A 20,322-nucleotide genomic window follows, 5' to 3' on the forward strand; every position below is an offset into this window, starting at 1 on the left:
TGCATTCAACAGTCTGGTTTAGAGCCCCTGCCTGAGTAGACCATACAGGAGCCGCTGTATCTTCAATGGTAATAACCTGAGTAAAAGTATCAGAAGTATTGCCGCAGTCGTCTTTTACGGTCCAGGTGTTGGTATAGGTTCCGGCATTTGAGCATCCCTCAGAGGCTGTGAACTGTCCGCTTACTTTTTCAATATTAGAAACATCAGCATCACATAAATCAGCAGCAGCAGGGAATAAAGCCTGTGCAGCAGCCAGAGCTTCGGCATTGCTGCATTCAACAGTCTGGTTTAGAGATCCGCTTTGTGTTGTCCAAGCTGGAGCTGTAACGTCTACTACATTTATGGTTTGACTTACAGGAAGTGATGTGTTGTCGCAGGCATCTTTTGCAGTCCATGTTCTGGTTATTGAATATGTACCGGTACAAGAACCAGGATTACTCTGATCTGTATAAGTTAATGATGTTACTGTACCGCTATTGTCAGTTGCTGTAGCTTGAGCAAATACTGGAATTTCCGGACAATTAATTGTAGTAGGATCTGGCAGCGGATCAATTACTGGTTTAATAGAATCTCCACTAGGTATAGTTACAGTCAGCTGTTTAGAACAATTGTTACTGTCAGTTACAGTTACTGTATATGTTCCGGCAGCAACATTATTTAAATCTTTAGTGACTGCACCATTACTCCATAAGTAACTATAGCCGGGAGTTCCGCCTGTAACCCCTAAGGTAATATTAGACGTACCTCCGCCGCAGCTTACTGTTGTATGGGTTTCGCTTAATATCAGTTCCGTAGGCGCGATTATAGGAAGAATGTATGAATTTGATAAGTTCTGAGAATCAGTGACAGTTAGTTTGGCTGTGTTGTTAGAAGTTGTATAAGTATAAGTTGGGTTTGGTAAGGTTGAATCTGGCGCACCTCCGTCATTTTTAAAATCCCAGGCATAAGTGTATGGGGTTTTACCTCCGTTTGTAGTTGATGTAAAACTAACAGTTATGTTTGTTCCAACGGTACACGCTTTATAAGTAAACTGAACGGCTAAAGGCTTAGAAATGGTAAAAGTGTTTGTATAGTCACATTGAGAATTGGTGTAAGAACTGCAGGTATAATTTGGACCAGGATCATTATTTTTATTTGTTTTCCAGGCAATAATAGTATTTTCCAGGCTTAATTCATCACCACAAGTCCAATTGAACGGACCGTATATTAACTTTTTATTGCTTCCGGGAACTATGTCACCTAATAAAACATTCAAAAAAGTAGTAACACCATTTATCTGTAAATCTGAGTTTAACCTTGCATAATGAATACTGGAACTCGAATTTGAAGAATAATTAAGATAGATATATACCTGCTGTACCTGTCCAATTGTACAAGTGGTATTAGTTATAGGCGTTCCATTTACATTAGACAGACTAAGAAATACATCCGTCAATGTGTAATTGTTTGATGTACAGCTATAACCGCAGGTTCTTAAATCTACTTGTGAAAACGATAAATGGATATTAAATATTAGAATTAACGTTATGAGAACGTTCTTAATATTAATATTTTTAAAAGAAGTAATGTTTTTCATAATCTCTAATTTTTAAACTTTAATACTTTTACTTTAAGATTCTTAGAGGGTATAGTCACTTTTAACGGACTATGATTGTTTAATGGTAATTAGGTAAATCGACTATAGAATTGATTTAGAAATAATGGTGATGTAAAAAACTTAATTTGATTCTTTTGTTTCCGAAATGTTTAACTTAACGGTTAATAGATCTTTTAAGAGATGGAGAATAAGTCCTATTTTATTGTTTTAACGGACAAATAGTACATTAAATCACATCTTGCGCCCTGATAAAAAAATAACTTACAATTTTGATAATTTTACCACTTCACAGAAAGTAGGTTTTTGATTATTATAAGTTGTTTTGTTGTTTGTTATATTTTTGACATTTTAACAGAATCAAAGTTATATTAGAGTTTTTCTATTTGATTTTTTTTATCTGTAACTAACCTAAAAACTCGTTTAACTGCTCTTTTTTTATTAAAAATTGGCTCAAAAAAACATTTTTTTGACAGGTTTGACGAAAAATTAATACTGATTTTTCCCTGCTTTTTGATAAAAACAATGTTACTTAATCGGTATTAAATGGTTAATGATTAATTATTTGGTTAATTTATTGCCAAATTCAAAATGTCGACAAAATGCATTTTTAATAGACGAAGTACATTTTTTTTATAAATGGAAAAATCAATTTTTTTGTATTGTTAAAATTTTGAGAATAATTTATTCTTGTTAAAATTTTCATTTAATGTTAACAGAAATAAAAAAAAGAGAAGTATTAAAATATCTTTTGTAAATTAGAACTTAAATAAAATCGCAGCCATTTTTTGCGGTTTTTAAACCTTCTGTTTATGAAAAATTTAATTTTAATACGTCATGCAAAATCAAGTTGGGAAGCTCCTTTAAAAGATTTCGACAGGCCTTTAATGAAGAAAGGGATTTTGGATGCCCACGAAGTTTCGACACATATTTCAAAATATCTTCCTAAGACTTACATTATATGGAGCAGTACAGCTGCACGTGCCTCAGAAACAGCTGTAATTTTTGCACAAAACATTTCATACCCTATAGAAAGTATCGTTTATAAAGATGATCTTTATACTTTTGATGAAAGACAACTGGAAAAAGTTATCAAATCATGTGATAATAGTTTAGAAAGCGTTATTCTTTTTGGACATAACGAGGCTATTACAAATTTTGTTAATAAATTTGGGGATGTTTTTATTGATAATGTCCCGACCTCTGGCTTTGTTTCATTGCAATTTGATTCAGAAAGCTGGGACTCAATTAATAAAGGCAAAACCAATAAAACATTATTCCCCAAAGACCTAAAATAAATCAAGTGTACGAACAGAAATATATCGATAGAGAAAAAAGCTGGTTAGCGTTTAATGCAAGAGTACTTCAGGAAGCCGCAGATAATACGGTTCCGCTTTTAGACAGACTTCGTTTTGTTGGAATTTTTTCAAACAATTTAGATGAATTTTTTAGAGTTCGATATGCCGCAATTCGAAGATTGAGCCTTTCCGGAATTTCCGGCGAAAAATATTTAGGCGGAGTCTCTGCTCATCAATTAATTAAGGATATTACAGAAATTGTAATTCAGCAGCAATCGGAAAGCTTACGTATTCTGGGAAATATCGAAGCTGAGCTCGAAGCAGAAAATATATTTATTATAAACGAAGATCAAATCACAGCAAAACAGGAATGTTTTCTAAAGGACTTTTTTATGCAAAAATTAAGTCCCGAATTAGTTACCATTATTTTGAATGACCTAGCTGTTTTTCCGGTTTTAAAGGATACTTTAGGATATTTAGCCGTGCGTCTGGAATTAAAAAATGACGAGGTTCGTTACGCTTTAATTGAAATTCCTAAAACCATAAACAGATTTGTCGTGCTTCCTTCTGAAGATGATAAACAGTACGTAATTTTAATTGATGATGTTATTCGTTATAAACTAAAAAACATCTTTAATATATTCGATTATAAAAGTGTTTCGGCACACATGATCAAAATTACGCGCGATGCACAGTTAGATATAGATAGTGATTTGAGCAAAAGTATGCTGGAAAAAATCGCTTCATCAGTAAAAGACCGCCGAATTGGGGAGCCGGTTCGTTTTATTTATGACAGTTTAATCGAAGAAGATACTTTGCGTTTCTTTTTAGATAAAATGAAAATTGTTGAAACAGACAGTATAATCCCCGGAGGAAGGTATCACAATCGCCGCGATTATATGAGTTTTCCAAATTTAGGACGTTACGATTTACTTTATAAGCCTAATGAACCTCTGCCGGTTCCGGGCTTGAGCCTTGACGGAAGTATTTTGGAAAAAATCAACAAAAAAGACTATTTGCTGCACGCTCCTTATCAATCATTTTCGTACTTGACGAAATTTTTACGTGAAGCTGCTTTAGACCCAAAAGTTACCAGTATCAAAATTACGTTATATCGTTTGGCAAAGAACTCACAAATTATTAGTTCATTAATTAATGCAGCTAAAAATGGTAAAAAAGTAGTCGTTCAAATTGAGCTTCAGGCACGTTTTGACGAAGCTTCGAATATTTCGTATGCAGAACAGATGCAGACTGAAGGTATAGAACTTATTTTTGGAATAAAAGGCCTTAAAGTGCACAGTAAAATATGTGTAATCGAAAGAACTGAGGATGGAAAAAATCGTCGTTACGGTTTTATTTCGACAGGAAACTTTAACGAGGCAACGGCTAAAATTTATACTGATGTAACACTTTTTACATGTCATCAGGGAATTTTAAAAGATATTTCAAAAATATTCGAATTCTTTGATATCAATTACAGAATTCACAGATATAAACATTTAATCATTTCGCCGCATTACACAAGAACAAAATTTGTAAAACTGATAGATCGTGAAATTCTTCATGCATTAGCCGGAAGAAAAACATTTATCAAATTAAAAATGAATAGCTTATCAGATTTTAAAATGATCGATAAACTATATGAAGCTAGTAATGCAGGAGTAAAAATTCAGCTTCAGGTAAGAGGGATTTGTTCACTGATTCCGGGAATTCCGGGAATGAGCGAAAATATTGAAGCCATAAGTATTGTCGATAATTACCTGGAACATTCAAGAATATACATTTTTGGAAATGCAGGTCTAAACGAGGTTTATATTTCCTCAGCTGATTTCATGACAAGAAACCTTGACGGAAGAGTAGAAGTAACATGTCCGGTTTACGATCATGAAATCAAAAAAGAATTAATAGACAATTTCAATATTGCATGGAAAGGAAATGTAAAAGTAAGATATCATTCATACAAATTAGATAATAAATATAAACCTCGAAATCATCATGCCCCATTTAGAGCACAATTTGAAACCTATAAGTATTATCAAGATAAAATTGCGGTACAAGAAGAGGCTCCTGAAAAAGTAAACTAAATAATTAAAATTCAATTACAAATCATAAAGTGAGCATGATTAATATAAGGAAATTTGCTGCAATAGATATTGGGTCAAACGCCATGAGGCTTCTGATATCGAATGTTGTAGAACAAGAAGGAAAAGAACCTCAGTTTAATAAAAGTTCACTTGTTCGTGTTCCAATACGTTTGGGACAAGACGCCTTTACAGTAGGTGAAATTTCGCCAGAAAATATAGATCGAATGGTTGATGCCATGAAAGCATTTAACCTTTTGATGAAAGTACATAAAGTAGAACGTTATATGGCATTTGCAACTTCGGCAATGCGGGAAGCTTATAATGCAAAAGAAGTTGTAGCTTTAATCAAGAAAAAAGCCGACATTAAAATTGAAATTATTGATGGTAAAAAAGAAGCCGCAATTATTGCTTCTACTGATTTACATCATTTATTAAAAACAGACGAGACGTATCTTTTTGTAGATGTTGGTGGTGGAAGTACTGAATTTACTTTGTTCTCTGACGGAAAAATGATCAGTTCAAGATCATTTAAGGCCGGAACCGTTCGTTTACTTAATAATATGGTTCACGATGTAGTTTGGGATGAAATCGAAAAATGGATTAAAACCAATACAGCAGATTATGACGAAGTTACCTTAATTGGTTCTGGAGGAAATATCAATAAACTGTTTAAAATGTCTGGAAAACAGCAGGAAAAACCACTTTCATACATTTACATCAATTCTCAATATGCCTTTTTAAATTCATTGACTTACGAACAAAGAATTGCTGAATTAGGTTTAAACTCTGATCGTGCCGACGTAATTATTCACGCAACACGCATTTATCTTAATGCAATGAAATGGAGTGGGGCGCGCCAGATTTATGTTCCTAAAATTGGACTTTCTGACGGAATCGTAAAAGCGATGTATTACGGTAAAATTTAAGATTTTTTGAGCCGCAAATTACACGAATTTCTACGAATTTTTCCGCAAAAGAGTTGAAATTAATTCATGGAAATTCGTGTAATTCGCGGCAAAAAAAACATATTAACTAGGTAAATCCAACCCAAATGTAGAACGCAAAAGTTCAATGTTTGGATTGATTTCATGCAGACGATTGTACCTGTCCTGATCGTTGAAACTTCTTTTAGCTTCAACTTTTTCATTTACAATTACTTCAATTGTAATATCATGATTGTGCAGGTGACCTCTTAAATGCCCTAAAAGCGCATTCATCTGACTTTCGAATTCTAGCTTAGAACCTTCGTTTGGAAGTTCGTAAGTGATGTTGGTTCCATTTAAAACAGGATCGTTGATTAATAAGATCGATTCCATGATCTTTAAACCTTTTTGACCTAAACGTTCTGCATATTTATTCCACTGCACAAGCATTTCAGTTTCTGTAAATTCTTCGGTAGGCAAAACAGATGTAGGTTTAACGTAAGATTTACTGCTTTGTTCTAATTCTTTTTTCTTGCGGATACTCGCCAAAGAAAATGCAGAAACTTTAGGTTCACCGCCAATTTCAGCCCTTGGAATTTCAGGAATTTCAACTTTTGGAGTTTCTGTAACAGGAGTTTGCGTTGTAGTATTTACATCAGAATTGCCATTGTCATTTTGATTGCCATTGATTTTTTCTTCTGTTTGATTTTCGACTTTCGACTTTGGACTTTGGACTTCAACAATAGAAAAACTTCCGTTTTTAAAATAAGCAGGCGGAATTATGAATTGCTCAGCTTTTTTTTTTCTCCATCAAAGTTGATAGAGGCTAATTGCATCAAACATAATTCGACTAAAAGACGCTGATTCTGACTCAGTTTATATTTTAAATCGCAGTCGTTTGCAATGTCAATCCCTTTCAATAAAAATTCCTGAGAACATTTTTGAGACTGAACGCCATACATTTGCTGTGCCTGTTCACCAACTTCTAATAAAGCAATAGTTGCAGGAGTTTTGCTCACTAACAAATCTCTAAAATGAGACGCTAATCCGGCAATAAAATGATGTCCGTCAAAACCTTTAGAAAGGATATCGTTGTAGGCAATTAAAAGATCCGGAATTTTATTTTCCAGGATCAAATCTGTAACAGTGATATAAGTTTCGTAATCTAAAACATTTAGATTTTCTGTTACAGCCTGACGTGTTAAGTTAGTTCCGCAATACGAAACCACACGGTCAAAAATAGATAAAGCATCACGCATGGCACCATCTGCTTTTTGAGCAATAATGTGCAAAGCATCATCTTCAAAATTGATTCCTTGACTTTGAGCAACATCAGCTAAATGTTCTTTAGCATCTTTTACGGTAATTCTTTTGAAATCAAATATCTGACAACGAGATAAAATCGTTGGAATGATTTTGTGTTTTTCTGTTGTAGCTAAAATAAAAATAGCATGTTTTGGCGGTTCTTCTAATGTTTTAAGAAAAGCATTAAAAGCAGCCGAAGACAACATATGAACCTCGTCAATAATATATACTTTATATTGTCCGGTTTGAGGCGGGATTCGAACCTGATCAATAAGGTTACGAATATCATCAACCGAGTTGTTTGAAGCAGCATCTAACTCAAAAACGTTAAAAGCAAAATCCTCAGTTGGATCATCATACCCGGGCTGGTTTATTTTACGGGCCAGAATACGGGCGCAGGTAGTTTTTCCAACTCCACGCGGTCCGGTGAATAAAAGAGCAGAAGCAAGGTGATTGCTGTCAATAGCATTCAACAACGTGTTGGTAATGGCTTTCTGCCCCACAACATCCTTAAAGGTCTGCGGGCGGTATTTACGAGCCGATACTACAAATTGTTCCATATTCTTTTTTATTCGATAGCAAATATAGTCTGAAAATTACCAAATCACAAATATGAAAATCATAAATATTAGAGAAGATTTTGAGTGCTTTGAGTTTGTGAAAGTAAGGTTTTTTAATTTCATTTTATAAACATGATTTTTATACTTTTACTAGAAAGTTTAACCTTAATAAGCACCTAAAAATCATCTCGAAAGTTTAAAATCAAAAAGAAAAAGGACTAAATATATTTGACCAATAAAGCAGTCAATGATTAGTAGATTAATTGTAGAAATTTCAACGTTTATGTCATTTCGACGAAAAGAGAAATCGCACCAGAAACTCCGCATAGTTTGTCTTCAATCTTTGTCGAATTACGAGTGTGATTTCTCCTTTCGTCGAAATGACAAAACTGGATGTAATCATTAAAAATTACCTTCCCCTAATACTTAAATCAAATAAAAATTTGGCAGTTTCCTGATCTGAATCGGCGGAAAAACCTGCTACATAAACGCCCTTTTTACCGTTTACGGACTTAATTCCGTATACAACTGCCTCATCGCCGGGGTCAGATTCCCCTTCGTATCGATACACATGAACAATTTCAAATTTCTCAGGATTCTTTTTAATCATGTCTGCATTTCGATTAAAATCACAAGTAAATCCTTTCTCATTCAATTGATCTAAAGCCTTTGAAACAGTTGCGTAATGATACATTCTTTTCATAATAAACTAAATTTAAAAATTACGGAATTTTAAAGATAACTATTTTAAAATTAAAATGTTACGAAAATTAAATGAAATTCAGAAATTTAAAATCATTATTCTTAGTCTATAAAGTGTTACTTTTGCAGCGCAGACCGCCTTATCGCTGTTCCGATTCATCGGAAGAGAGGAAAGTCCGGACACCACAGAGAAGCATAGCGGGTAACGCCCGTCGGTCCCGATCTCGATCGGGATTAGGACAAGTGCAGCAGAAAGTATGTACAGGTAATGCTGTAGTGAAACCAGGTAAACTCTATGCGGTGAAATACCAAGTATATCAGCATTTAAGGGCTTCTCGTCCGTTGTTGAAGGGTAGGTAGCTTGAGTTTCGCAGTAATGCGGAATCTAGATAAATGATAAGGCCTTGATTTATCAGGGACAGAATCCGGCTTATAGGTCTGCTTTTTTTATATATTTGTGAAAGACTCTAATCTATCTTGATGAATATAACTACTCCAAATCCTGTTTCAAAAGCTAACAAAGGCCTTTTTCAAACTATAACTACCAACCTGACATTTTGGGTTTTAATAGCCATTATTGCCGGTGTTTTACTCGGACATTTTTCGCCGGATAATGGTGTGAAAATGAAAATTGTAGGCGAAAGGTTTGTCGATATTATCAAACTATTTATTGGCCCGATTATATTTTTGACCATTGTTTTAGGCATTTCCGGAATGGGAAATCTAAAAAAAGTCGGACGAATTGGCGTTAAAGCTTTAGGATATTTTGAAGTAGTTTCAACCGTTGCATTAGCAATTGGTGTTGCAGTTGCTTATTTATTTCAGCCCGGAAAAATTGATAAGTCGGGACTGGCTCTTGGCGACGCAAGCCAATATACAAATGGAAGCGCAAAGGATTTTTCATGGATTCAGTTTTTCTTTTCCAATTTTACGCTGCAGGTTTTACTGGCGGCAATTGTCTGCGGAATTGCCTTGAATTTTTATCAAAAAAGAGAACAGACCATTTTAATTTTAGAACGAATTTCAAACGTGGTTTTCCTCGGTTTAAAATATGTCATGTACCTCGCTCCAATTGGTGCTTTTGGCGGAATGGCTTATACGATTGGAAAATTCGGATTAGCAACTTTGATTCCGCTTGGAAAATTAATGCTTTGTGTTTATCTCACCATGGCATTGTTTGTTTTCCTAATTTTAGGAACAATTCTACGCTATTATAAAATAAGTATACTTTCGATTTTAAAATATATAAAAGAAGAACTTTTACTGGTTTTAGGAACTTCATCTTCAGAAGCCGCTCTGCCAAGTATTATGATTAAACTCGAAAGAATGGGCTGCAGTAAATCGGTTGTGGGATTGGTAATTCCAACAGGATATTCCTTTAATCTCGACGGAACTTCGATTTACTTGTCGATGTCGGTAATATTTTTGGCGCAGTTGTATGATGTGCATTTGAGTTTCTTCGAAATCCTGACCGTTATTGGTATTTTGATGATTACGTCAAAAGGCGCGGCAGGCGTAACCGGAAGCGGATTTATTGTTTTAGCATCAACTTTAACAGCGCTGCATAAAATTCCTGTAGAAGGTTTGGCTTTTTTATTAGGAGTTGATAAATTTATGAGCGAAGCGAGAGCCATTACAAACTTAATTGGAAATACTGTCGCAACGATTATAATTTCGAAAACAGAACACGATTTTACAGAGCTTGATTTGAATCCTGTTTTGGAGGAATAATTTGTTTAGCCACTAAGACACAAAGACACTAAGTTTTTGTTTTTCTTTTTGAGCTTCGCGAGATTAAAAAATACTTTGTGACTTAGCGCCTTTGCGGCATTAATTCATGGCATTAAATTGAAATTTTATGAAAAGAATTGGAATTTTAGGACTTGGAGGCGTTGGAGGTTATTTCGGCGGACTTTTGGCGAAAGCCTATCAAAAATCTGATGATGTTGAAATCATTTTTATCGCACGCGGCGAAACTCAAAAAGCGATTGCCGAAAACGGATTAAAGATTGTAACCGATGATTCTGAAACGATTGTTCGTCCGAATTTAGTTTCGAATAATCCGTCAGAAATTGGTGTATTGGATTATTTAATATGCGCAACAAAAACATATGATATTGAAGAAAGTTTTACTTCTTTAAAAAACTGCATTAAAAAAGAAACCATAGTTCTTCCGTTATACAATGGAGTTGATGCGCAGGAAAGAATTAAAAAAATAGTGCCCGATAATGAAGTTTTACTAGGCTGTGTTTATATTGTTTCGATGATTTTTTCGCCTGGAACCATTCGTAGGATCGGGTTTTATGAAAAAATGTTTTTTGGATCTAAAACAACTCCATTTTCAAAATTAGAAGAATTACTTCATATTCTGCAAAAAGCAAAAATAGAAAGCTATTTAGTTGAAAATATTGAAGAAACCGTTTGGGAAAAATTCATTTTTATTTCAGCTTTAGCATCAGCAACTTCGTATTTAAACCAAAATATTGGTGAAATTTTAAGCAATTCAGAATCGAAAGTAACCTATATCGAATTACTTCATGAAATTGAAGATGTGGCGCAGGCAAAAGGCCTAAAATTACCGCATGATATTGTAGCGCAGACTATTCAAAAATTAGAAAAATCGCCAAAAGAAGCTACTTCATCTATGCACAGAGATTTACTGGCAGGAAAAAATACCGAAGCCATTTCGCTTACACAATACGTTGTGAGCGAAGGAAAAAAATACGGCGTAAAAACTCCTCTTTACGAAAAGATTGCCGCCGTTTTGGTTAAATGATTTTCTTTTAAACACATAGAAGCATAGTTTTTTTAGTTTTATTAAACTATGTTTCTATGTGTTAAAAAAAATTAGGATTCGTCCTTTGTTGTACGAACCAGACTGATTCCTGACGTAAAGAAAACAATTCCTAAAATGCCGTAAATAATTACCGATTTGATATCTCTGGTTTCTGCTGATGCGCCGGCAAAAATGACAGCTGTATATATAAGTCCTACAATCCCGAGGATCGTCAATAACCCTCCGAAAAATCTTTTTAGGTTCATGATTTTTAGATTTTTAAGTTATTAACAAATATAGGATTTTAATCGTTATATGTTGTTACACAATTGTTTAGCTAATTTTATATGATTTGCAGGATTACTTTTGAATTTTAAATTCCAAACCAATATTTCGAACACTTTCAATACTTATGTTTGGATCTGAATTAAAATATTTCCTTAGCCTGCTGATAAAAACATCCATGCTTCTTCCTGAAAAATAATCGTCTTTTTTCCAGACAGACATTAAAATTTCATCTCTCTTTAATAACTGATTATGATTGAGATATAAATATTCAATAAGAGCCGCTTCTTTCTCTGTAAGCTGCTGCACATGATTTTTATTATTGAGCGTTAAACGTTCGTTATCAAAAATATACGAACCAATTTCAATTATATTATTTCCGTCCAGACTTCTCTTTTGCTCGATTCTTTTCAATATATTCTGCAGGCGCAGCACCAGTTCATCGACCTCAAAAGGTTTCACGATATAATCGTCTGCACCTAGTTTTAATCCAATAATTTTGTCTTCTTTTAACTTTTTTGCCGTTAAAAAAATAAAGGGAGTTTCGGGATTGATTGTAATTATTTTTTCGGCCAGTGAAAACCCGTCTAATTTGGGCATCATTACATCAAAAACACAAATATCAAAAGTCTGGTTTTTAAAATAGTCTAAAGCTATTTCGCCGTTTTCTGCCCAGATTACTTCAAATTGATGAAGTTCTAAATATTGTTTTAAAATTGCTGCAAAATCATGATCGTCTTCAGCTAAAAGTAATTTTTTCAAAATATGGTAATTAAACTTTTAATAAAATAGTAAACTGAGTTCCTTTTCCTAAATCACTAATCACATTAACAGAACCCTGATGTGCTTTTACGATTTGATCCACATAATACAATCCTAAACCTAAACCTTTTGTGTTGTGCAGATTTCCTTGTTCAACACGATAAAATTTCTCAAAAAGCAGCGATTGATTATTTTTAGAAATTCCAATCCCGTTATCTTCAATACTAATCGAAAATTGATTTTCAACTTGTTTCGTTTTTACAATAATCGTGTTCGAACCGTATTTTACAGCATTTTCCAAAACATTTAAAAGAGCCGTTGTTAAATGAAATTTATCCAGAATCAAATTCGTTTTTTGAGTCTGAAAATCAGTTTTAATATCAATTTTAGGATACGTGATTTTAAAATCATTTACAATAGAAAGCAGGAAATCTTCTGTTTCAATTTTTTCTTTTTGCAGTTCGATTTCATTTTCTGCCAATGAATTTGCCATAACCTGATCGATTAAACTTTGAAGACGATTGTTTTGACGAGAAATTGTATTGATAATAGCATTGAAATTTTCATCGTTTTCACGAATGTTTTTCTGCTCCAGAATTTTGGTCGAAATCCCTAAAGTTGCCAAAGGCGTTTTAAGCTCGTGTGTAATATTATTGATAAAATCGGTTTTTACATCGCTTACTTTTTTCTGTTTTATTAAAGCTTTAAGTGCAATTACAAAAAGCGTTATAAGCGTGAGAATCGAGAATAAAGACAAAACCAGAATAAAAGCCATTCGCCTTAAAATAATCATTTCCCAGTCGATAACCGAAACGTACATCGAATCTTCCGTCAATAATTGGTATTCCTGATTTTCAAAAGTTCCGTTTGTAGTTCCAACATAATTTCGGACTAAAAAAGCATGATTTAGAGAAGCCAGATTTCCGTATAATTTGTTTCGAATAAAAGGCTTTTCAGAAAAAATAGTATCGGCTTTTTTGGTGTTTTTGTATAAAATAAATTTGTTGAGAACAATTGCAAAATCGATTTTAAAATTAGGTAAATCTCTTTCGAATTTTCGCTGAATTTGTGCTGTCAATGCGCTTCGGTATTCATTTTCTAAAATCCCTTTTTTAATGTCAGTTTTAGAATTTTTTCCCTGAATGTATTTCTCGGATAAATTAGTATAAAGTGCTTCTTTTCTGGAAACTAAAACCGAATCAATGTCACTGTAATTATTAGAAATCTGAGCAATTTCATTTTTAATCTGCGTATGAAACTGCGCCACTTTATAATCGTAAGTGGTTTTTACCAAATAGCATTGCACAGTCGATAAAACGATCAGCGCGACAACCGAAAATGCTATTAATAAATTGATTCTTTGTTTCATTTTGTTTTTTTGCTCGCGGATGACACGGATTAAACGGGTTTACACAGATTATATTTAAACTAAATCTTAAAAAATAAACCAGCGTAAACCCGTTTAATTCGTAAAATCTGCGGCCCATTTTCTCCACCCAAAAATAATGCTTTTATGGAACAAAAATGACGTTAACTCCGCATTAACCTTCAATTAACCTACGCAGCCCTTTTTTAGAAGCATTTTTGCATCATTACAAAAAAAAAACTTTTAAAAATGAATCGTTATCTGTCCTTAAAACTTCTTCTTGCGTTTTTACTTTTTTGTCTTTCATTTGCCGCAAAGGCACAAAATGAAACGCCAAAAGATTCCATTTCAAATGGACAATTAAAAGAAGTTGTTATCACTCAAAACAAAAAAACGTTTACCAATACAAACGGAAACATTAAAGTTGATGTTACAAGTTCTGTTTACAATTCAATTCCAAATACAGTTGATTTACTGGCAAAACTGCCAACCGTTCAGGTAAGTTCAGATAAAGAAAATATTACTGTTGTTGGCAAAGGAAATCCGTTGATTTATATTGACAATCAAAAAGTGGGAATAAACGATTTAAATGCTTTGGCTCCCGCCGATATTAAAACGATAGAAATCATTCAGAATCCGTCTGCAAAATATGAAGCCGAAGGTCGTTCGGTAATTTTGATTACTCGAAAATTCAGTAAAAAAGATAGTTTTAGAACTGAGATTTCTGAAGTGGCTTCCTTCAAGAAAAACTATAATAATTATCTGGGATTGAATACGAGTTTCAAGAAAAACAAATTCGAATGGAAAGCTAATTTCAATTATAATAGACTCAATCCGTGGGAAAGTCATAGCATTGATTATCAAATTCAAAATGCAGGCATTGCATCTAAGTATGATGTTATGGCCGAAACAAAACGTAAACAATATGTTTTTGGAGGCGGTTTATTTTACAAAATAAATGACGACGATTATTTTTCGTTTAATGTTAGTTCCAGACTTCGATCAGACACTTTTCCTATAAATACTTTTACGTATAATAAAAATCAAAACATTGAAAACAACGTTCTAACCTGGAGCGATAATTCGAGTAAAAAGAATTTTGTAAACTCATTTCTGAATTATTCAAAAAAGATAAAAGCAATTAATACGCAGCTTTTTGCAGGTTTTCAATATTCGAATTTTCAACAGAATTTAGTAACGATGGTCGAAAATAATTATAATGATACTGAATTTGCTTTGTCTCAAAACCGAAACCAAAAATTTAATGTTGATGTTTTTTCGGGAAGAATTGATTTAGAAAAAAAGTTTAAAAACGAAATGAATCTGGAATACGGCGGACTTTATTCTGCAGCAAAATCCAAATCAAATACTAATATTTTTGATTTCGAAGAAAATGAAAATACGGCTTTAGATTATGATTTTAAAGAAGAGAATTCAGCGGCTTATACACAGCTTTCGGGAAAAATTAAAAAGATCAGTTTTTCTGCCGGACTTAGAGTTGAAAATACCAATGTAAGCGGAAAATATAGAACAGATGCTTCGGCTTTGATCGATAAAAATTACACGAATCTTTTCCCGAAAGTGCAGCTTTCTATGGCAATAGACAGCACAAAAAACATTAGTTTAAATTATGCCAAAAGCATTTCGCGTCCCAATTATTCATCGTTAAGTAATATTGCGACTTATATAAATCCGTATTTTATATACGCCAGTAATATCAATTTGGGACCAACATTTAATAATGAAATTTCGTCGACTTTTCAATACAATGATAAATCAGTAAAAGTGAGTTATTGGCAAAATAAAAATCCGGTTTATAATAGTTTTCTTTATGATAAAGAAAAAAATATAATGACTTTTAAAGATATAAATTTTGATAAAGAAGCGGGTTTAAGTCTTGATTTTGAACTGCCTTTTACCTATAAAATTTGGACAACAACCAATTCGCTGGTTTTTATTCTCGAAAAAACAGAAGATCCTTCGGCTGAATTTTTAGATTCAAAACCGTATTTATATTATTATTCCAACAACGAATTTAAGCTTCCAAAGGAATATACTTTCGTTTTAAGTTTTTGGGGATTAACAGAACAAAAGAAAGGTGTTTTTGAAAGAAATCCCAGATTTGTTGTAGATATGGCGCTTTCTAAAACATTCTTAAAAAAATGGAACTGTACTTTGATCTGTAATAATGTTTTTAAAAATGTAATTGAAACAGAAGAATTCACCATTAATGATACCAGTTCAAAAGCAAGATATGTAGTTGATGCTCATGAAATTTCAATCTCGGTTAAATATTCTTTTGGGAAAGTAAAAGAAACTGAATTCAAGGAAACGAATGTGAATGAAAACGAAAGTAGAATTCGATAAAATGAAAAATTCCAAAATTTAAAATCCCAAATTCCAATTGAAGTTTGGAATTTGGGATTTTAAAAATTTGAAAATTGATATAAATTATCCTTCGTCTTCTTCAACAATTTTTAAAGGAGATTCACCCGGAAGTTCTTCATCATCATCTGTAGAATTCAATTCGAAGAAACTGAAAAACGAACCGCCGTAACTTTTCTGAAATGAAAAATTACTTAAATGATCCATTTTAGTATATTTTGAATGTTCAATAATCATCATTCCATCTTCTGAAAGTAATTCTTTTTCAAAAACAGTAAGAACAATTTTCTCAAAAGCGGTTTGATCTAATCCGTAAGGTGGATCGGCAAAAATAATATCATACGAAGTTTTGCAGTTTTCCAGAAACTTATAAACGTCACTTTTAGTGGCTGCAATGTCAAAATCGTATTCTGATGAAACTTGTTTGATGAATTTAACGCATCCAAAATCACCGTCGATTGAGGTAATTGGTGCGCTTCCGCGTGAAGCGAATTCATAACTGATATTGCCGGTTCCCGAAAATAAATCTAAAACCTTTAAGCCGTCAAAACTAAAATGATTATTCAAAACATTAAACAATGCTTCTTTACTCATATCAGTCGTAGGTCTTACAGGAAGGTTTTTTGGTGGGAATATCCTACGCCCTTTGTATTTCCCTGAAATGATTCTCATGATTGAAATAAGATATAATGTTTTTGATTCTGAGCTGTTGTATAGTTGTTCTTTTCTTTTAAGGTGCTAACGTCAAGAAAAGAAATATTACGAATGTATTTGTAAGCAATGTCGTAAAACGGATCGTTTTGGTGAATTGTTCCAAGTAGTTCCAATTGAAAAATCTCTGGATTTAGATTTAATTGCTCGGCTGTAAAAAGAATGTAATAAATAAAATCCTCAGGAGTTTGATATTCAAAAGAGTTGAATAACAATAACTTTTGATTTTGTACGACGATAATTTCAAAATGCTCAGGGTTAAAATTAACCACCATTTTTTTCTCGTCGTTGTTTTTTGATCCTTCCAAAATTTTCTCGACTAAAATACTGTTTACGTGTTTGTAATCGAAAGAACCAACGGTATCAATTAAAAAATTATTGATATTGATATACGGAATGTAAACCGAATGCATATCGTAATTTGTGATTTGATCGAAAGTAAAAAAATCTGTCTCAAACACTTTTGTGGTATACTGCAGATAACTTCCTAAATAATCTTCATCAAATAATGGCGTTGGCACAAAAGTCGAAAGATTGTTATTATGAATGACTAAAATGTCGTCGTAAGTTTCTTTTAATTCAGGATAGTTTTTAAATGCTGATGCATATAAATCTTCAATTTTATTTTGTTTTTGAGGAGTATCAAACTGAACTTCATTAAACGCAGTAATGGTATTATTTAAGGTATCAAAACAACAAAAAGAAAATCCGTTCAGCGAAACCTGAATCGAAAGCTTTTTGTAATTTTTTGATGTAATATTAGTATTGTGTATTGACATAATTGATTTACAATTCGTTACCTGTTTTGTTTCAATAAAGAATTTAGGTGACCACAAACTTACAAATTTAAAAGCAACTAATATAATTGCAATTTTAAAAAACAATATTACAAGAACGTTAGCGCAGGATTATCGTTTCGTTATTTTTTTCTTTTTCTAAACCATATAAGTTATATAAGTAATTTAAGCTTACTGGATGTTTGTTTTGATTTTTTTAGGCCATATAAGTTATGTGAATTCAAAAAGTTAGAACGCTTAGTGTAAAACTTAAATTTACTTATATCACTTATATGGTTTTAAATTATTGACTTTGCCATTTAAAAAGACGAACTTTGTGTTTCAAATTTACCTTATGAATTCAGCATCGTTTTACGGCGTTTTGCAAAAAAGATTTCCTTTTGCACCTACTTATAAACAGGATATTTTTTTTCAAAAAATCGCCATTTTTTTGACCGAACCAGCAAACAACACCATTTTTGTATTAAAAGGATATGCCGGAACTGGAAAAACAACGGTGATTTCTACAATCGTAAATAATCTTGGCGATATTAATAAAAAGTTTGTTCTGCTTGCACCAACCGGACGTGCGGCAAAAGTAATTGCAAATTATTCAAATACAGCGGCTTTTACAATTCACAAAAAGATCTATTTCCCAAAAAAATCATCGGGTGGAGGAGTGGCTTTTACAAGACAAGTCAACAAACATAAAAATACCATTTTTATAGTCGATGAAGCTTCGATGATTTCAGACAGCACTTTAGACAGCGGTTCGCTTCTGGATGATTTGATTAATTATGTGTATTCAGGAACCAATTGCAAAATGATTCTTTTAGGAGATACAGCGCAGCTTCCTCCGGTAAATTTAGATATTAGCCCGGCTTTAGATACACATACTTTGGGCGTGCATTACGATAAAGAAATCGAACATATTGAACTTGATGAAGTAATGCGTCAGGAAGAAAGTTCGGGGATTTTGTTCAATGCAACCGAATTACGCGAACTTTTGAAAGAAAGCTTTATTACGGAGTTTAAATTCAATGTAAAAAAGTTTAAAGATATTGTTCGTTTAACGGATGGATATGATATTCAGGATGCCATAAATACGGCATACAGTAATTATAGTATTGAAGATACGGCTTTTATTGTCCGCTCCAATAAAAGGGCAAATCAATACAACGAACAAATCAGAACCCGAATTTTGTTTAAAGAAAGCGAACTTTCTGTAGGCGATTTTTTAATGGTGGTAAAGAACAATTATTTTTGGCTGAAAGAAACCGATGAAGCCGGATTTATTGCCAATGGAGATATTATTGAGGTTCTGGAAATGTTCGGTATCAAAGAATTATACGGATTTACTTTTGCAAGAGTAAAAATAAGAATGGTCGATTATCCGGATCAAAAACCTTTTGAAACGGTATTGATTTTAGATACTATAAAAAGTGAATCTCCATCGTTAACATACGAAGAATCAAATCGTTTGTATGAAGAAGTAATGAAGGATTATGAAGATGAATCGACAAAATATAAGAAATTTCAAAAGGTAAAAGAAAACGAATATTTTAATGGTTTACAGGTGAAATTCTCGTACGCCATAACATGCCATAAATCGCAGGGAGGGCAGTGGAATACGGTTTTTGTAGAACAGCCGTATTTACCAAACGGAATCGATCATGATTATATAAGATGGCTTTACACGGCAATGACACGTGCTAAAAATAAATTATATTTGATAGGATTTAAAGACGAGAGTTTTGAAGAATAGTTTTTTGCCACAGATTAAAAAGATTCTCACTGATTTTTTATTAATCTTTTTAATCCTTTTAATCTGTGGCAAGAAAAAAAAATATTTTTGCAATGACAACACTAAACGATTTACATTCGATTTCGTCTACGTTTTCGAATACAGATAAAATGCCGGTTTTGTTTTTAGGACACGGCAGTCCGATGAATGCTATTGAAGAAAATCAGTTTGTGGCTGGTTTTCGTAATCTGGCTAAGACATTACCGCAGCCTAATGCGATTTTATGTATTTCGGCGCATTGGTTTACAAAAGGCACAAAAGTAACTTCAATGGAAATGCCCAGAACCATTCACGATTTTGGAGGTTTCCCGCAGGCACTTTTTGATGTGCAGTATCTAGCAAAAGGAAGCCCCGAACTGGCATTAGAAACCAAGAAAATATTAGACCCTGTTCAGGTAGAATTAGATGAACATTGGGGTTTAGATCACGGCGCGTGGAGTGTAATTAAACATTTATATCCTAATGCAGATGTTCCCGTAATTCAGTTAAGTATTGATTATACTAAATCCGGGCAATACCATTTTGAACTGGCGCAGAAATTACAATCGCTTCGCCATAAAGGCGTTTTGATTATTGGCAGCGGGAATATTGTTCACAATCTTCGTTTAGTCGATTTCAGAAATTTCGATAAAGATAATTACGGTTATGATTGGGCAATTGAAGCAAGAGAAACCGTAAATAATTATTTATTAGATGGAAATTTTCAGCCTTTAATTGAGTACGAAAAAATGAGTAAAGCGGTTCAAATTGCAATTCCAACTCCAGATCATTATCTGCCTTTATTGTATACTTTAGGTTTAAAAGAAAAGTCAGAAGAATTGGACTTGTTTAATGATAAACTTTTGGCAGGTTCATTGAGTATGACTTCGGTAAAAATAATGTAATACATACAACTCTGTGAACCTTTGTGTGAATCTTTGTGAATCTCTGTGAAAGTTATTACACAAAGTTGCACAAAGATTTACACAGAGATTCACAAAGAATAAAAAAT

At 33.0% G+C, this 20,322-nt stretch carries 18 protein-coding genes and 1 other RNA gene; 10 read left to right on the top strand and 9 right to left on the bottom strand.

Features of this window, described 5'->3' with window-relative positions; genetic code table 11:
* Positions 1-1,576, bottom strand: a 1,576-nt coding sequence (locus LUU93_RS07980) for a PKD domain-containing protein (RefSeq protein ID WP_232680096.1), incomplete at its 3' end; no start/stop codon positions are given.
* An 830-nt stretch (positions 1,577-2,406) separates the two neighbouring features.
* Between LUU93_RS07980 and LUU93_RS07985 the strand changes: the two genes are divergently transcribed.
* From LUU93_RS07985 to LUU93_RS07995, 3 genes are read left to right on the top strand one after another with little or no spacing between them, the layout of a single operon-like run.
* The gene (locus tag LUU93_RS07985) at positions 2,407-2,892 is read left to right on the top strand and encodes a SixA phosphatase family protein (RefSeq protein WP_232680098.1); all 486 of its coding nucleotides are present in this window, start codon (positions 2,407-2,409) and stop codon (positions 2,890-2,892) included.
* A gap of 5 nt (positions 2,893-2,897) precedes the next feature.
* On the top strand, positions 2,898-4,976 hold the full coding sequence (gene ppk1, locus LUU93_RS07990; protein WP_232680100.1) for a polyphosphate kinase 1: 2,079 nt from the start codon (positions 2,898-2,900) through the stop codon (positions 4,974-4,976).
* 35 nt (positions 4,977-5,011) lie between these two features.
* The gene (locus LUU93_RS07995; RefSeq protein ID WP_232680102.1) at positions 5,012-5,902 is read left to right on the top strand and encodes a Ppx/GppA phosphatase family protein; all 891 of its coding nucleotides are present in this window, start codon (positions 5,012-5,014) and stop codon (positions 5,900-5,902) included.
* Positions 5,903-6,004: 102 nt separating this feature from the next.
* Here LUU93_RS07995 and LUU93_RS08000 read toward each other — a convergent pair whose 3' ends face one another.
* Positions 6,005-6,379: a DUF8439 domain-containing protein gene (locus tag LUU93_RS08000; RefSeq protein WP_232680104.1), complete on the bottom strand. Its 375-nt coding sequence runs from the start codon at positions 6,377-6,379 to the stop codon at positions 6,005-6,007.
* 52 nt (positions 6,380-6,431) lie between these two features.
* Between LUU93_RS08000 and LUU93_RS08005 the strand changes: the two genes are divergently transcribed.
* The gene (locus LUU93_RS08005) at positions 6,432-6,578 is read left to right on the top strand and encodes a hypothetical protein (protein WP_232680106.1); all 147 of its coding nucleotides are present in this window, start codon (positions 6,432-6,434) and stop codon (positions 6,576-6,578) included.
* Between the two features lie 100 nt (positions 6,579-6,678).
* On the opposite strand, the gene dnaX is transcribed toward LUU93_RS08005, so the two are convergent.
* Both dnaX and LUU93_RS08015 read right to left on the bottom strand, forming a co-directional pair.
* The gene (gene dnaX, locus LUU93_RS08010; protein WP_232680108.1) at positions 6,679-7,764 is read right to left on the bottom strand and encodes a DNA polymerase III subunit gamma/tau; all 1,086 of its coding nucleotides are present in this window, start codon (positions 7,762-7,764) and stop codon (positions 6,679-6,681) included.
* Positions 7,765-8,173: 409 nt separating this feature from the next.
* Complete coding sequence (locus LUU93_RS08015) at positions 8,174-8,467, bottom strand: SH3 domain-containing protein (protein ID WP_057120656.1); 294 nt, start codon at positions 8,465-8,467, stop codon at positions 8,174-8,176.
* A 126-nt stretch (positions 8,468-8,593) separates the two neighbouring features.
* Here LUU93_RS08015 and rnpB point away from each other — a divergent pair.
* The 3 genes from rnpB (at position 8,594) to LUU93_RS08030 (ending at position 11,242) form a co-directional block, all read left to right on the top strand.
* An RNA gene (gene rnpB / locus LUU93_RS08020) (RNase P RNA component class A) lies at positions 8,594-8,915 on the top strand.
* 31 nt (positions 8,916-8,946) lie between these two features.
* Positions 8,947-10,197, top strand: coding sequence for a cation:dicarboxylate symporter family transporter (locus LUU93_RS08025; RefSeq protein ID WP_232680109.1), 1,251 nt, complete (start codon positions 8,947-8,949; stop codon positions 10,195-10,197).
* Between the two features lie 127 nt (positions 10,198-10,324).
* On the top strand, positions 10,325-11,242 hold the full coding sequence (locus LUU93_RS08030) for a ketopantoate reductase family protein (protein ID WP_232680111.1): 918 nt from the start codon (positions 10,325-10,327) through the stop codon (positions 11,240-11,242).
* A 71-nt stretch (positions 11,243-11,313) separates the two neighbouring features.
* On the opposite strand, the gene LUU93_RS08035 is transcribed toward LUU93_RS08030, so the two are convergent.
* The 3 genes from LUU93_RS08035 to LUU93_RS08045 form a co-directional block, all read right to left on the bottom strand.
* On the bottom strand, positions 11,314-11,508 hold the full coding sequence (locus LUU93_RS08035) for a hypothetical protein (protein ID WP_232680113.1): 195 nt from the start codon (positions 11,506-11,508) through the stop codon (positions 11,314-11,316).
* Between the two features lie 94 nt (positions 11,509-11,602).
* Positions 11,603-12,289, bottom strand: coding sequence for a response regulator transcription factor (locus LUU93_RS08040; RefSeq protein WP_232680115.1), 687 nt, complete (start codon positions 12,287-12,289; stop codon positions 11,603-11,605).
* A 10-nt stretch (positions 12,290-12,299) separates the two neighbouring features.
* Positions 12,300-13,658 (bottom strand): sensor histidine kinase, encoded by a 1,359-nt coding sequence (locus tag LUU93_RS08045; RefSeq protein ID WP_232680117.1) that lies wholly within the window; start codon positions 13,656-13,658, stop codon positions 12,300-12,302.
* A 246-nt stretch (positions 13,659-13,904) separates the two neighbouring features.
* Between LUU93_RS08045 and LUU93_RS08050 the strand changes: the two genes are divergently transcribed.
* Complete coding sequence (locus tag LUU93_RS08050; RefSeq protein ID WP_232680119.1) at positions 13,905-16,022, top strand: outer membrane beta-barrel family protein; 2,118 nt, start codon at positions 13,905-13,907, stop codon at positions 16,020-16,022.
* 84 nt (positions 16,023-16,106) lie between these two features.
* Here the strand turns inward: LUU93_RS08050 and LUU93_RS08055 are convergent, their stop codons facing one another.
* Together LUU93_RS08055 and LUU93_RS08060 are read right to left on the bottom strand one after the other, a co-directional pair.
* Positions 16,107-16,712 carry an RsmD family RNA methyltransferase gene (locus tag LUU93_RS08055; protein WP_232680122.1) on the bottom strand — a complete coding sequence of 202 codons (606 nt, stop codon included), beginning with the start codon at positions 16,710-16,712 and terminating at the stop codon, positions 16,107-16,109.
* On the bottom strand, positions 16,709-17,530 hold the full coding sequence (locus LUU93_RS08060) for a DUF3822 family protein (protein WP_232680124.1): 822 nt from the start codon (positions 17,528-17,530) through the stop codon (positions 16,709-16,711). Before LUU93_RS08060 ends, LUU93_RS08055 begins: the two co-directional genes overlap by 4 nt.
* A gap of 352 nt (positions 17,531-17,882) precedes the next feature.
* Here LUU93_RS08060 and LUU93_RS08065 point away from each other — a divergent pair, with 352 nt between their 5' ends.
* A complete protein-coding gene (locus LUU93_RS08065) occupies positions 17,883-19,292 on the top strand; it encodes an ATP-dependent DNA helicase (RefSeq protein ID WP_232680126.1) in 1,410 nt (469 codons plus the stop codon).
* A 92-nt stretch (positions 19,293-19,384) separates the two neighbouring features.
* Positions 19,385-20,215, top strand: a complete 831-nt coding sequence (ygiD, locus tag LUU93_RS08070) for a 4,5-DOPA-extradiol-dioxygenase (protein WP_232680128.1) — start codon at positions 19,385-19,387, stop codon at positions 20,213-20,215.
* Positions 20,216-20,322: the final 107 nt, after the last annotated feature.

The organism is Flavobacterium soyae (assembly GCF_021245985.1).
In the GTDB taxonomy this organism is placed as follows: Bacteria; Bacteroidota; Bacteroidia; order Flavobacteriales; family Flavobacteriaceae; genus Flavobacterium; species Flavobacterium soyae.